The following is a 15,488-nucleotide window of genomic DNA, read 5'->3' as shown; positions in this document are numbered from 1 at the left end:
ATGTTTTGAGAATACCCTTAATGTAACATATTTACTACTATTTTATACAAAAATAAATGCTACTAAGAAAGTTCATAGTAGCATAACATGCATTTTATATAATTATCTTGTACCTTTAATATAAGGGTCTCCTAAAGCACGAGGTGCTTCAGCTCTACCAATAAATCCTGCTAACGCCAAGATTGTCAAAACATATGGAGCAATCAATAAAAAGACTTGTGGTACATTAGCCAATAATGGTATTCCTGAACTTATAACACTTAAACTTTGAGCAAAACCAAAGAAAAGAGCTGCCCCCATTGCGCCTAAAGGATGCCATTTTCCGAAGATAACAGCAGCTAAAGACATAAACCCTTGTCCTACTATGGTGGATTGAGAAAAGTTTAAAGCGATTGTAAGTGCAAAAACAGAACCGCCTAATCCTCCCATTAAACCTGAAATAATTACAGCAATATATCTCATACGATACACATTAATTCCATTCGTATCTGCAGCCATTGGGTGCTCACCAACCGCACGAAGGCGTAAACCGAATGGAGTTTTATAAAGTACGTACCAAGCTACAACTGCTAATATAATCGCTAAATAAGAAGTTAAATAAATACCTTTGAAGAAAATTGGACCTATTATCGGGATATCGGATAAGAATGGAATATTTGTTGTGTAAAAAGGTCTAGAAACCATATCCGTTTGACCTTTTTGATACCATTCCTTCGTTAAAAAGACACCCAATCCAAGTGCCAAAAAGTTAATTGCAATCCCACTCACCACATGATCTGCACGTAATGTTACCGTAGCAACTGCATGAATGATTGCAAACACACCTGAAACAAGCATTGCAACTATAATGGAGATCCATGGAGTCCAAGAACCTAATACATCAGCAAACGTTAAATTGAATACAATCCCTACGAAAGCACCCATTACCATAAGACCCTCTAGTCCAATATTTACAACACCTGACCGCTCACTAAAAACACCACCTAAAGCTGTAAAAATTAAAGGTGCTGAAAAAAATAGAGCCGGTGGTATAATTGATTGCAGTAAGTCAACCATCTAATTATCCCCCTTCTTAAAACGAAGTATGATCCATCTGATCATATAACTGGATGCTACGAAAAAGATAATAAAAGCAATAATGACATCAACCAGTTCACTTGGCACACCGGCTTCAGTTGGCATATTTAAAGCCCCTACTTTTAAGACTCCAAATAATATAGCAGCTAAGATAACACCAATAGCTGTATTAGCCCCCAATAAGGCGACAGCAATTCCATCGAAACCTAAATTTGTAAAGCCAGCTTGAATAGACATGTTTCCGAACGTTCCTAAACCTTCCATTGATCCAGCTAACCCTGCAAAAGCACCTGAGATTACCATTGCTAAAATAATATTTTTACTCACATTCATCCCAGCATATTGCGATGCATGTTTGTTAAAACCTACTGAGCGGATCTCATATCCTATCGTTGTTTTATCAATTATAAACCACATAATAAATGCTGCAAATAATGCAATTAAAATACCATAATGCATTCGTGAAAAAGAAGTAAATGTTGCCAACCATTCTGAAGATAGTGAGGCTGTGGCAGCAATCTTTTCGGTTTTATCCGCTTGTTCTGTCAAAACGTTTCTAATAATAGAGTTTGCACTATAAAGAGCAATATAGTTAAACATGATCGTAACGATAACTTCATGAACGCCTAACTTTGCTTTTAATAGTCCAGGGATAAAAGCGATAGCCGCTCCTGCAAGAGCTGCAACGAGCATTGCTAAAGGAAGGTGAATATACATAGGCGCCTCAATAGATGTCCCAATCCAGACTGCTGCTAACCAACCGGCAATTACTTGTCCTTCCGCTCCTATGTTAAAAAGTCCAGCTCTAAATGCAAATGCAACAGCTAATCCTGTTAAAATATAAGGAGTAACCTGTCGCATTGTTTCTCCAAAAAAATACAGATCACCAAATGCACCTTTCCAGAGCGCAGCATAACCACTAATTGGGTTATAACCATATATCAACATAATTATAGCGCCCGCTAAAAGACCGATAAAAACGGAAATCAGCGGAACTAAAATATTAAATAATCTATTTGACGTCACTCTGTTCCACCTACCTTTTTACGCTCACTACCAGCCATTAATAATCCTAATTCCTGTTCATTTGTTTCCTCAGGTCTTACATCAGCAACTATTTTACCGTCAAAGATTACTACAATTCGATCACTTACATTTAAAATCTCATCTAATTCAAAGGATAATAATAATACTGCTCGTCCTTTATCTCTTTCTTCAACTAGCTTTCGATGAATAAATTCAATTGCCCCAACATCTAACCCTCTCGTCGGCTGAGCTGCTATAAGTAAATCTGGAGAACGATCGACTTCACGTCCAATAATCACTTTTTGTTGATTTCCACCAGATAAAGCACTTGTCTTCGTATGAATGGATGGGGTCCGAACATCATATTCCTCTACAATTCGTTTTGCATACTCATTTATATTCTCATATTGCAGCATCTTTTTCTTTGAGTAGGGATGTTGATAGTATGTTTGTAAAACAGTATTTTCACTGACTGGAAAATCTAATATCAATCCAAATTTTTGTCGGTCTTGTGGGATATGTGCCAGTCCTTTTTCAGTGATTTCTCGAGGTTTTAAATTAGTGATTGGAGTATCTCCCAATAAAATGGAACCAGATTCGGTCTTTTTCAAACCTGCAATTGCTTCAATTAATTCTGTTTGCCCATTTCCATCAATACCGGCAATTCCAACGATCTCATTTTCCCGTACTTCTAAGTCTAAACCTTTAACAATCGGTACATTACGACTGTCATTAACATGAAGATCATCCACTTTTAGCACAACTTTACCTGGAGTAGCTTCATCTTTCTCTGTTTTAAAACTAATCGATCGTCCTACCATAAGGGAAGCTAATTCATCTACTGTTGTTTCTTCAACATTAACAGTTCCAATTCCTACTCCTTTTCTAATTACGGTACAACGATCACACGCTTTCATTATTTCCTTTAATTTATGTGTAATTAAAATAATTGATTTTCCTTCATCTACTAATGATTGTATAATTTCAAAGAGTTCATTAATTTCTTGTGGGGTTAAAACAGCAGTTGGTTCATCTAAAATAAGTACATCAGCACCTCGATATAACATTTTCAATATTTCCACTCGTTGCTGCATACCAACAGAAATATCACGAATTTTAGCTCGTGGATCAACTCGTAATCCGTATTTATCGGAAAGTTCTTGTACTTCTTTTTCTGCTTTTCGTAGATTAATTTTTCCGTATTTAGTTGGTTCACTTCCGAGGATAATATTCTGTGCTACTGTAAATGGTTCAACTAACATAAAATGTTGGTGGACCATACCAATCCCTAAATCATTTGCAATATTAGGATTTGTTATATCTACCTTTTCGCCCTTTATTCTTATTTCGCCTTTTTCAGGTTGATATAGGCCAAAGAGAACATTCATAAGTGTTGATTTTCCTGCACCATTTTCGCCTAACAGTGCATGGATCTCTCCTTTTTTTACCTGAAGAGTGATATTATCATTTGCGACAACACCTGGGAATTCCTTACGAATATTTAACATTTCGATTACGTATTCCATTTTCTATCACATCCCTTGCCTACTATTAAAGATCAATTCAATTAAAGAAAAAGAAGCTGGGGCAAACGTATTTTATCAAAAAAAAGACGAACTATGCTCGATGTAAGACAGCTTCGGAAATATACTTCGCTTTCCTCGGACACGGCCTTAGCTTCTGTAGCTCCTCATTCTAGGTCGCTACAGGGATCTTCGGACTCGTGCTTTATCCATAGGAGTCTACGTATATTTCCTACGCTTAACTAACATATTGTTCGTCCTTTCAGTTGCTCGTTTTATTTATATCCCAGCCACATAATATATTTTATTCTAAACCTTTTTCAAACTCTTCTAATTCTGCTCGTGATTTTGGTACTTCGATTTCTCCATTTTTAATTTTTTCTTCCCATTCACTTACTGCAGATTTAATATCATCTGTAAATGCTTCTTCATTCGTGTCAGCAACTGAGATACCTTCATCTTCTAAACCAAAGACGATATTTTCTCCACCTGGGAAGTTTCCTGCCATTGCTTCATTTGTAACTTCATGAACAGAAATGTCCACACGTTTCACCATTGAAGTCAATGTAACACTTGACGATTTATCGGAAATTAATCCTTCTTCATACTGGTCACGGTCAACACCAATTACCCAAATTTCGCGATCAGGATCATTTTGTTTAATATCCTTCGCTTGTGCGAACACTCCGTTTCCTGTGTTTCCTGCAGCATGATAAATAATGTCAATATCACTATTATACATATTTGATGCAATTAATTTTCCTTTATCTACTGCGTTAAAATCTTCCGCGTATTGAATTTGAACTTCGATGTCTGGATTTACTGATTTAGCTCCTGCAACGAATCCTACTTCAAATTTATTAATAAGGTCTGAGTCAACCCCACCTAAAAATCCAAGTTTATTCGTTTTTGTTTTCATAGCTGCAGCCACCCCTGCTAAAAAAGAACCTTCATGCTCAGCAAAAGTAATGCTTGCAATATTCGGACCTTCGACAACAGTATCTACAATCGCAAAATAATTGTCAGGATATTGTTCTGCAATATCTGCAACAGCATCTTCAAGTAAGAATCCTACTCCAAAGACTAAATTAAAATCATTTTTTACTAATCTAGTAAAGTTAGGTAAGTAGTCACTATCGTCTTCTGATTGTGCATAATCATATCCCGATGCACCTTTTTCTAATCCATGTTCTTCACCCCATGCTTCTAACCCTTCCCATGCAGATTGGTTAAAAGACTTGTCATCGATTCCTCCAGTGTCAGTTACCATTGCAACAGAAAAATCTCCTGCTTCTTCTGTTGCATCTTCAGAATTTTCATCATTATTTGTACCTGAATTAGTTTCCTTTTTATCACTTGAACCACACGCTACTAACAACATACCTAAAGCAAATAATACTAGTAATGGTAAAAGGAATTTACTTTTTTTCATCACTATACCTCCAATTTAATAAATACTTTCACTAAAAGTACAATTTGCCCCCCTTTTACAAGCATCTGGAAAACATTGTAATAGAGTATAACATTTTATGTATATTTGTCATACTGCTACAATTTAATATACCATGATAAAATGGATTTGAGAATCTATATTTATGTATTAAGAGGATTCTTCCGCTTTTGGTTCTACTAACACTACACGAGGTTTATTTCCTTCATATGGACCGACAATTCCTCTATCTTCCATCGCATCTATTAATCTAGCAGCTCTTGTATATCCGATTCGAAACCTTCGTTGTAACATAGAAACACTTGCACTTTGCATCTCTAAAACTAATTGTACAGCATCATCAAATAATTCATCTTCTATTTCATCTACAACATCTGATTGTTCTTCTGGAATCATATCTTCTTGATAAGATGCTTTTTGTTCGTTAATACAGTGAGTCACTACTCGCTCTACTTCTTCATCTGAAAGAAATGCTCCCTGGACACGAGTAGGTTTAGACCTTCCAACTGGAATATAGAGCATGTCCCCTCTTCCTAATAATTTCTCCGCTCCGCCAATATCTAAAATGGTCCGTGAATCAACTTGCGAAGAAACGCTAAAAGCTATTCTCGATGGAATATTTGCTTTAATGACCCCTGTAATGACATCAACTGAAGGCCTTTGAGTTGCAATAATTAAATGAATCCCAGCAGCCCTAGCCATTTGAGCTAATCTTGTAATGGAATCTTCTACATCTTTTGAAGCGACCATCATGAGATCTGCCAATTCATCAACCAATACAACGATATACGGTAGTAAGGGATGATCATCCCCCGTTAAATTATTTTGTTTTTTAATATAGTTATTATATCCTTCGAGATTTCTAGTCCCAGACTCAGAAAATAATTCATATCGGTATTCCATTTCCTGAACTACTTTTTTTAGAGCCATTGAAGCTTTTTTAGGGTCTGTAACTACAGGTGTCAATAAATGAGGGATCCCATTATACACATTTAGCTCAACTTTTTTAGGATCTATCATCATCATTTTTACCTCATTCGGTTTGGCACGCATAAGTATTGAAGTAATTATTCCATTAATACAAACACTTTTACCACTGCCAGTTGCCCCGGCAATTAAGAGATGGGGCATTTTATTCAATTCACCTTCAACTGTGTCTCCTGAAATATCTCTTCCTAAAACGAATAATAACTTTTTATTTCGATTACTAGAAAGATCCATCACTTCACGTAAGGATACTGGTGCAACTTCTTGATTCGGGACTTCAATTCCTACAGCAGATTTCCCTGGAATAGGTGCTTCGATCCGTATATCTTGTGCTGCTAAAGCTAATGCTAGATCGTCGTGTAAACTTAATATCTTACTTACCTTTACTCCCGCTTCCGGATATACTTCATACTTCGTAACGGCTGGCCCTACATGGGCTTTCGTGATTTTTGCTTTCACACCAAAACTTTCGAATGTTTGTTCTAAAATATGAACCGTTTTTTGAATTTGAGATTTTTCTCGTTGCTGACTATGTTTTACAGGTTCAGCCAACAGTTCAATCGATGGTAAAACATAATGATCATTTTTCTCATTATTCCGATCCACTACTGTTACATCTAAGTCATTTAACTCTTCCTCTGGCTCTATTTCTTCTTCCATTGGCATTGCAAGTTGTCCATTATTAGTCTCATCATAGGAAAACTGAACATCAAGATCTTCGGTTGGTTTTTTCAGTTCTTTTATTTCATCTTCTTGCTCCGGTTCGGCTTCATACGATGTTGGTGCTCCAGTTCTTTCTTCTTTTTTTGGTTTTTTCTTTTTTATAGTCTCTTGGAGCTTTTTCCATCTATCAGACATTTTTTCTCTAGTTTTTAAATAAAAATTTCCAATTGATAGATTCGTCATAAAAATGATGCCGATCAAAATAGAAAAAACAGCAACTATTTTGGCTCCTGCAGCCGAAAAAAGATAATAATTAGCAGCAAAAAGGACTCCACCAATTATACCTCCTCCTAATTGACTGCTTACTCCCCTATCATTGATAAAAGCGATAAAATGATCCCAAGTAGCTTTTAAAATAGATGTACTAGCAGGATCTATTAATAATTTTTCAAACGTCTGTATATGTGTGAATAATAGAATGCCTAAAAGTAAAATTAAAAAGCCTATTTTTCGTTTAGTGAAAAATGTTGGAAACCTTCTTTTAATTACTAAAATTATTCCAATTACTAGTAGAATAATCGAAGCAATAAAATACCAAACGCCAAGTAATAATCTAAATATATTTTCTAAACTAGTTGGAATAAATCCTTCGCTGATCATCGAAGCACCACTGCCAAATATGGATAAAAAGATAAAAAGAAGTCCGAGTAGTTCGTATTGAAGCTGTTTAGCTAATCCCTTTTTATTTCTCCGCTTTTTCTTTGCCATTTTTTCACCTCTAAACTTAGGTGGATATTATAATGAATATTAAACCCCTGCCATTTAGGCAAGGGTCGTATGTACTTGTGCTGCGCCTCTAGTATACCATATTATTTCTTAACGTAGTAATCTATCATTAACGTTTATTGTCAACTTAATTTTCTGTGATATTTTCTCTTTTAAGAATCGAACCAGGTATGAATGTATCGTCTAAGAAATCTTGCGGTTCTGTCGATAACAATTGTAAAACTTGGTAGTCACCATGCTCATTCTTTCTTACAGAGATTGATTTCCCTTGATACGTCACTATTTGTACATTCTCCTTATCCGACGGAAAAATTTCTTCTCTTTCCAAAGGTGTATAATGAATCATTCGGAATCACTACTTTCAAGATTGTTTTGCTTCATTTCGTTAATTAATTCATTTAATTTCTGCATGGCATCTTTCACTCCGCCAACATCGTCAATTAAATTATATTTTACCGCTTCTATACCAACCAAATTCGTTCCAATGTCTCGTGTTAAATTACCTTTTGCAAACATTAATTCTTTAAAGTCTTCTTCAGCAATATTCGAATGATTAACAACGAATTGAATAACTCGATCTTGCATTTTATCCAAATACTCAAATGTTTGTGGCACACCTATAACAAGGCCAGTTAAACGAATTGGATGAATCGTCATTGTTGCGGTGGAGGCGATGAACGAATAATCTGCTGATACAGCTATTGGTACCCCTATGGAATGTCCTCCTCCTAAAACGATCGATACTGTCGGCTTGGACATAGTAGCAATCATTTCTGATAAAGCTAATCCAGCTTCTACATCTCCCCCAACAGTATTGAGTAAAATGACGACCCCTTCAATTTTGGGGTTTTGTTCAATTGCAATAAGCTGAGGCAAGATATGTTCATATTTTGTCGTCTTATTCTGTGGCGGTAATTGCATATGCCCCTCTACTTGTCCTATTATCGTTAACACGTGAATATTTGATTCAGGCATAGCAGGTACGTTTGTCTGCCCTAATTCTTTTATTTTTTCTACGATAGCGGAAGGTGAAATCTCTTCCTCGTCTATTTCCTGTTCATTATCTCGTTCTTTATTCAATGGTTTATTCAACTCCTTCTTCTATTAACTAATTTTAGTATGAACAAAACAAAATAGTTCATACTAAATTGCTAAAAAGAAGGCTTTAAACCAATAATTTATGTTATTTGGCTAAACTTTCGCACCAACATAGTGAGTTTATCCAGATACGAGGATTAACTCGAAAATACCTCCATTTGGTATCTTGACAACCTTATCATAATAGAACTATTTTGCACAAAAAACGTCAACTGTGCAAAGTGAAAATTTGTAAACCTTGTAACTGCACCGTTGATTTACGCCTTCGAACAGTTCGCTTTCACCACAGGCATAAAAGCGACATCAGTTCAAGCAACGCTAACACTCGCTTTCACTGTGTCTCCTTTACCGTAGGCACGGCGATCTGCTTCTGTAGCTTCTTGTTAACGAGAAGCTATAGGGTTCTTCCGATGTACAGGATGTACTAGTGCAGACGTTGCCCCAGGACGTGGCATACTTAGTCTGTGTTCCCCTGTCGCTGATCCTGCAGGAGTCTTTGTATTTTTCTTACGCTAGCATGTAAATTTTATTGAATAACATAAAGTATTTTTGTTGTTTTCATTATCTAAATTCAGTCAACAGTGACCATCTTAGCGGCGGAAATATGTGGAGACTCCTATGGGAGCATAGGCCTAGATGAGACTATGCAGTGCGTAGCACAAGGAGGCTCAACAGCCGCCCATGGTAAAGGAGACACTGTGAATGCAAGCGTAAGCGCAGCTCTAACAGATGTCGCTCTTATGCCCGTGGTGAAAGCGAAACATATTTCCGCAGCGGTTAATCAGCTCATTCAAAATTGTAATTACTGCACAGTTTATATTAAATGCGATGATGAAATATCGGTATATAGTTGTATTTTCAAGCAACCAGTTAATTGAAAAAAAGAACCTGCCATATAGTTTCTACATTCCCATAACTTTTGAAGGGATACGGGATGATCAACCAATGAACAGATTCTTTGATTAGGTTTTTATTCAAACTACATAATTAATTCTTTTAAAACTAATTGCTCCTCAGGTGAAAGATCTACGAGCGGTAATCTGACCGATCCAACATCCAATCCTTTAAATTTGAGAGCTGCCTTCGTTGGAGCTGGGGACGGTGCCATGAATAAGCCTTTCATAATAGGCAAAATATTTTGATGAATTTCAGCTGATTTACGAACATTGCCTGAAAAAAAGGTTTTCACCATTTGATTCAGCTCATTTCCAATGATGTGGGAGGCTACTGAAACAATACCCGAACCACCGACAGAAAGAATTGGCAATGTTAAACTATCGTCTCCACTATATACGGAGAAATTTTCCTTCGTACTAGTAATAATTTCTGACACCTGATCTAAATTACCACTTGCTTCTTTTACCGCTACAATATTGCTAATCTCACTTAACTGTACAATTGTTTGAGCTTCGATATGAACCCCACATCTGCTTGGTATATTGTAAAGCATGATTGGAAGATCCGTCTCGGCAGCAATCGTTTTAAAATGTTCAAAGATTCCAATTTGATTAGGCCGATTGTAATACGGAGCAACGAGCATAATCCCGTCAACTCCTAATTCAGTAGCTTTTTTCGTAAGCTGTACTGAACTATTTGTATCATTTGAACCTGTTCCAGCTAAGACAGGCACTCTTTTATTAACAACAGCTACGACGCGTTTGTATATTTCTTCCATTTCTACAGGTGATAATGTCGGTGATTCCCCGGTAGTCCCTGTCACTACTAATCCTTCTGTACCATTATCTAATAAATATTCGATAAGTTTCGTCATAGTAGGAAAGTCAACTTGATTATCTTGTGTAAATGGTGTAACCATTGCTGTTAGTACATGACCAAAATGCATGTCATTTCACCCTTTTCTAATCGTCCATGAGGCCTATTGAGTCGTTTCTTTTTCTCTTTCTGTTATTTTGTTTAACTCAAAAGCTTCATGCAATGCATTAATAGCTGATTTTAAGTGCTTCTCATCAATAAGAACCCAAATGGTTGTATGACTATCGGCGGATTGTAAAATCTGTACACTATTTTTTACTAGCGCATCCGCTATTTTGGCTGCAACACCTGGAATTCCTGTCATTCCAGCTCCTACTGCAGAGACTTTAGCACAATTATTTCTAACACTTACTGCGAAACCTTTCTCCTTCAATAGTAATGTCGCTTTATCCGCTACTATTGAAGGCACGGTATAAATAGCATTTGTTGGTGAAATATTAATGAAATCTACAGAGATATCTGCCTCTGCCATCGTCTTAAAAATAGTAGCTTGAGCTTCTAAATCATCTTCATTAACAGTTACATTAAGTTGAGTAATCGAATCAATATGAGCAATACCCGTAACTAATCGATCTGGAATATCTATGCCTATTTTATCAACTCGAGAAGATGTTATTAATGTTCCTTCATTATTAGAATATGTCGACCGAATACGAAGTGGAATTTTTGCTTGCATCGCAATTTCCACTGCTCTCGGATGAATAACTTTAGCACCTTGATAAGCTAAATTACAGATTTCAGTATATGTGACTACATCAATCCGTTGAGCTGAGTCAACAACACGCGGATCTGCTGTCATAATACCTTCTACATCAGTAAATATCTCTATACATTCAGCCTGAAGTGACGCACCAAATGCTGCTGCACTCGTATCACTTCCACCACGGCCAATTGTTGTAATATCGCCCGATTCCGTTCTACCTTGAAATCCGGCAACGACAACTACGTCATGGTTTTTAAGTTCATGCTTGATTCGATCAGGTTTTACCTGTTTAATTTTAGCTTCATTGTAATTCTCATTCGTAATTAATCCAGCCTGAGCACCACTTAATGCTGTTGCGGAAACTTGATGTTGACGTAACTCATTAGATAAAACCACAGAAGCAATCGTCTCACCGCATGACATCAGCATATCTAGTTCCCGTTTTGAATTATTAGTTGTTGGGTGATCAACCATTTTGAGAAGCGTATCTGTAGCATATGGGTCTGGATTTCTACCTAGCGCAGAAACTACTACAACTAGTTTATAATCTTTTGCAAGTGCACGTTTAATCTGTTGAATCACATGTACCCGATTTTCTTTTGTTTGTACAGACGTTCCACCAAATTTTTGAATAAGCAATCGCATTCTCTTATCATACCTCAACTTTATAATTTTTTTAAACTAACTCATTTTTAACAAGTGCTTGTGCAATTTGAACTGTATTCCACGCAGCACCTTTTACTAGATTATCAGAAACGATCCATAGATGAAACCCATTATTATTGTCTAAATCTTTACGAATTCTTCCGACAAACACTTCTTTTTTATCGGCTGCGCTCAAAGGTGTAGGATATGTTTGTGTAGATGGATCGTCTTCTACTATAATCCCACTCCCATTAGCTAGTGTTTTTCTAATTTCTTCCACTGTGACATTTGATTCTTTCGTCTCAATATATACACTTTCAGAATGTGAAGTAAAAACAGGAAGTCTAACACATGTAGCAGCTACAGGTAATTCAGGCTCATGCATAATTTTCTTCGTCTCGTTAATCATTTTTAATTCTTCTTTTGTATACCCATTATCAGTGAATACATCAATTTGAGGTAACGCATTAAAAGCAATTGGGTAATGTTTTTTATCTGACCCCGCTGGTAAAATTTCTGCAGTCATTTCTTCATCATTTAAATATTGTTTTGTTTGGTTTGTTAACTCATTTTGAGCATCTAATCCTGCTCCTGATACAGCTTGGTAAGTAGATACTATGATTCTTTGTAATCCATATGCATCTTGAATAGGTTTTAAAGCTGCTACCATTTGAATGGTTGAACAATTTGGATTTGCAATAATTCCTTGATGATTTTTTAAATCACTCTCGTTTACTTCAGGTACGACTAAAGGTACATTCTCATCCATTCGAAAAGCACTTGTGTTATCAATAACAATTGCCCCGCTTTTCACTGCTTCTGGAGCAAAACGTTCAGTTACAGCCCCACCTGCTGAAAAAAATGCAATATCAATATCATTGAAACTATCAGCAGTTGCTTCTTCAACTGTAATTTCCTTATTATTAAATGTAATTGTTGTTCCAGCTGATCTTTTAGATGATAATAATTTAATATTGTTCACCTGGAATGGTTTTTCTTCTAAATATTGAATTATTTTTTGTCCTACCGCTCCTGTAGCACCAACAACCGCTACATTATATTGCTTATCGTTTGTCATGTAATTAATTACTCCTTCCAAATCGTGTGAACATTTTTATTTTAGTCTCTAAATTAGACTTTACTGTTTATTTTAACATATTTTAATTCGAATAAGGAATAATAATGGGTTGAATTTGTTTATACTCCAGAGCTTCTTGTACTGTCGGGATTAATAAATCCATATGGGCTACAAGTGAAGTTGGCTTTTTATATGGATTATCCTGACCAAATGGAATGAAATATATTAATTTACTATTCATTAACCGCATTAAATTAACACCATTTAAACCTAACGCATCGTTCGTCGAAACACCAAGTACTACTGATCTCCTGTTTCTTAATGTCGCTTTAGCAGCCATAAGTACGGGAGAGTCTGTAAGCGCATTCGCAAATTTACTTAATGAATTACCAGTTAAAGGGGCAATTACCATACAATCAAGCGGTTCTTTTGGACCGAGTGGTTCTGCCTCTTGTATGGTTGAAATAACCCGACGATTTGTAATTGATTCTATCCTTTCTATATGTTCTTCCGCTTTTCCAAACTTTGTATCCGTGTTTCTCACTGTATAAGATACAATTGGAATAACTTCTGCTTCTTCTTCCATTAACCTTCCTAATTGTGGGTAAACAGCGTCATAGGTACAATGGGAACCTGTTAAGCCAAAACCGATTCTCTTACCTTTTAAAGACATGGAAAAATCAAACCTTTCATCTTTAATCAATCTATCTGTGTTAAATATTCCTTAACAATGTATGTTCTTTAAAATAGTTCTGTTCCATTTAACTAAAATGTTGGCTTTTTACCTAGATAAGAATTAAATAATAAAGAAACGAATATTTAACAAATGCCTTCTATAAACACAAATAAATATGATTTTTTATACTATTATTTCTCTGGTTGGAAGTTAGTCTTATAAATTGTAAAAATACAAAACAACTCTAGCGATGGAAATAGATTTGAATATTACCGTAGACATAAGAGGAACATCTTCCAATGCTGGGTATTACTTGTTTTATACTATCTTATCTTTCGCAAAAGCGGGTATGAGTTCCGACGTTTTAGAACGTACTTATACCGATGAACTCATATACGCTTTTCATTTAATACCTCACTTAGTCTATAAAACAGAAAAAATCCGCATTGATCAAAAATTATTGCATCAATGCGGATTTACAATGGTTCACGTTCTCGTTTCTATTATTCTTCAAATTCAATTAATATAATATCTTGACCTATTTTTTTTATCATTTCCCAAGTGATTATAGATTCCGTTTCTTCTTTTTTTAATCCAAACCATTTATAAGTAGGTACAATAAATGACTCTATCTTTCCAGTTTTTGTGTTAATTTGTAAATCTGTTTGCCCCAATACCCCAAGACGTTCTCCAGTATTAATACTTATAATCTCTTTCCCACTAATATCTTTAAATCGCATTGCACTTCCCTCCTGTATTTTTATACAATAAAACAGGGAGAAATATATTTATGGTAGGATGATTGATTGTGCATATTCTTTTAGAAAGATATCTTGCAACACTTTATTAATCGTTGGTTGATCAACTTGGTCGATTTCTTCAATTATATCATCAAGAGTTCTCTGTCTCCCTAATAATAGTTCATTTTTTCCATTCCGGCTCATTCTACTATTAGTGCTCTCTAAACTTAACATCATATTGCCTTTTAATTGTTCCTTACTATTCATAAATTCTTTTTCAGTTATTCCTTTTTCGACAAAATCTGTAACAATTTCATGTATTGTTTTTTGCAAAAGATCTACACGGTCTTTATTTGTCCCGGCATATATCGCTAACATGCCACTGTCTGAATAAGTGAGAAGATAGGAAAAAACTGAATACGCTAATCCATGCTTTTCTCTTACTTCTTGGAATAATCGTGAACTCATTCCTCCACCTAGTATGCTGTTTATAATTAACAGGGCTGGAATATTCAAATCATTCAACGCTAGGCTTGGATAGCCAATACACAGATGCGCCTGTTCCGTCTTTTTATTTTTTATCATTCTATTCGCTCTAAATATTGGTTTTTCTATTACAGTTTTCTTTTCTACACGATTAAATGATCGAAAGTAATCTTCAATTGTATGAATAAATTCCGATTGTACATTCCCGGCAACAGAAACAACAATATTATTGGGTGTATAAAAGTTTTCCATATATTCATTTAATGTCTGTTTAGTAAAAGTATTGATCTGTTCTTCTGTCCCAATAATAGGTTTCCCTAGCGGATGATCGCCATAAGCTGCTTCTGAGAGTAAGTCATGTACATGGTCATCAGGAGTATCTTCATACATCTTTATTTCTTCCATAACAACCTTTTTTTCTCTTTCAATTTCTTCTTCTAAAAAAGTAGAATTAAATAACATATCAGTTAATACTTCTAAAGCATGTTCTTTGTATGTATCTAAAACACGTGCATAAAAACATGTGTATTCTTTTGAAGTAAAAGCATTCACCTGACCACCTATTGAATCAAAGGCTTCAGCTATTTGTTTAGCAGTTCGAGTTTTTGTCCCTTTAAAAAGCATATGCTCTAAAAAATGGGATATCCCATTATCAATTTCTGTTTCTTGTCTTGACCCGGTTAATACCCATATTCCAATCGTTACTGATCGAACTGTTGGAACAGATTCTAAAACAACACGTAATCCGTTTTGACATCTATATGTTTCAATCATGGT

The 15,488-nt window shown here is 35.6% G+C and carries 13 protein-coding genes; all 13 read right to left on the bottom strand.

The window, feature by feature from the left end; all coding sequences use genetic code 11:
- Nucleotides 1–102: 102 nt before the first annotated feature.
- Entirely contained in the window at nucleotides 103–1,056 is a 954-nt protein-coding gene (locus tag SPD48_RS03050; RefSeq protein WP_336256591.1) for an ABC transporter permease, read from the bottom strand.
- Nucleotides 1,057–2,103, bottom strand: coding sequence for an ABC transporter permease (locus SPD48_RS03045; RefSeq protein ID WP_336256590.1), 1,047 nt, complete (start codon nucleotides 2,101–2,103; stop codon nucleotides 1,057–1,059).
- Nucleotides 2,100–3,629 (bottom strand): ABC transporter ATP-binding protein, encoded by a 1,530-nt coding sequence (locus SPD48_RS03040; protein ID WP_336256589.1) that lies wholly within the window; start codon nucleotides 3,627–3,629, stop codon nucleotides 2,100–2,102. Before SPD48_RS03040 ends, SPD48_RS03045 begins: the two co-directional genes overlap by 4 nt.
- A 301-nt stretch (nucleotides 3,630–3,930) precedes the next feature.
- Nucleotides 3,931–5,058 carry a BMP family lipoprotein gene (locus tag SPD48_RS03035; RefSeq protein WP_336256588.1) on the bottom strand — a complete coding sequence of 376 codons (1,128 nt, stop codon included), beginning with the start codon at nucleotides 5,056–5,058 and terminating at the stop codon, nucleotides 3,931–3,933.
- Between the two features lie 168 nt (nucleotides 5,059–5,226).
- Nucleotides 5,227–7,494: a DNA translocase FtsK gene (locus SPD48_RS03030; protein WP_336256587.1), complete on the bottom strand. Its 2,268-nt coding sequence runs from the start codon at nucleotides 7,492–7,494 to the stop codon at nucleotides 5,227–5,229.
- A 145-nt stretch (nucleotides 7,495–7,639) separates the two neighbouring features.
- Complete coding sequence (locus tag SPD48_RS03025) at nucleotides 7,640–7,858, bottom strand: YlzJ-like family protein (RefSeq protein WP_336256586.1); 219 nt, start codon at nucleotides 7,856–7,858, stop codon at nucleotides 7,640–7,642.
- Nucleotides 7,855–8,592, bottom strand: coding sequence for a ClpP family protease (locus SPD48_RS03020; protein WP_442962100.1), 738 nt, complete (start codon nucleotides 8,590–8,592; stop codon nucleotides 7,855–7,857). The genes SPD48_RS03025 and SPD48_RS03020 overlap by 4 nt, the downstream gene beginning before the upstream one ends.
- 997 nt (nucleotides 8,593–9,589) lie before the next feature.
- Nucleotides 9,590–10,453, bottom strand: coding sequence for a 4-hydroxy-tetrahydrodipicolinate synthase (gene dapA, locus SPD48_RS03015; protein WP_336256584.1), 864 nt, complete (start codon nucleotides 10,451–10,453; stop codon nucleotides 9,590–9,592).
- Nucleotides 10,454–10,486: 33 nt separating this feature from the next.
- The gene (gene dapG, locus SPD48_RS03010; protein WP_336256583.1) at nucleotides 10,487–11,731 is read right to left on the bottom strand and encodes an aspartate kinase; all 1,245 of its coding nucleotides are present in this window, start codon (nucleotides 11,729–11,731) and stop codon (nucleotides 10,487–10,489) included.
- 31 nt (nucleotides 11,732–11,762) lie between these two features.
- Nucleotides 11,763–12,809, bottom strand: coding sequence for an aspartate-semialdehyde dehydrogenase (gene asd / locus SPD48_RS03005; protein WP_336256582.1), 1,047 nt, complete (start codon nucleotides 12,807–12,809; stop codon nucleotides 11,763–11,765).
- Nucleotides 12,810–12,891: 82 nt separating this feature from the next.
- Entirely contained in the window at nucleotides 12,892–13,482 is a 591-nt protein-coding gene (dpaB, locus tag SPD48_RS03000) for a dipicolinate synthase subunit B (RefSeq protein ID WP_336256581.1), read from the bottom strand.
- Between the two features lie 506 nt (nucleotides 13,483–13,988).
- Nucleotides 13,989–14,225 (bottom strand): YlmC/YmxH family sporulation protein, encoded by a 237-nt coding sequence (locus tag SPD48_RS02995; RefSeq protein WP_336256580.1) that lies wholly within the window; start codon nucleotides 14,223–14,225, stop codon nucleotides 13,989–13,991.
- Between the two features lie 48 nt (nucleotides 14,226–14,273).
- On the bottom strand, nucleotides 14,274–15,485 hold the full coding sequence (locus tag SPD48_RS02990; RefSeq protein WP_336256579.1) for a M16 family metallopeptidase: 1,212 nt from the start codon (nucleotides 15,483–15,485) through the stop codon (nucleotides 14,274–14,276).
- Between the last annotated feature and the right edge of the window lie 3 nt (nucleotides 15,486–15,488).

It is taken from the genome of Pseudogracilibacillus sp. SE30717A (assembly GCF_037071985.1).
Taxonomy (GTDB): Bacteria; Bacillota; Bacilli; order Bacillales; family Amphibacillaceae; genus Pseudogracilibacillus.
Note: the sequence above shows the minus strand (reverse complement) of the source record. Positions and strands in the feature narration are given on the sequence as shown.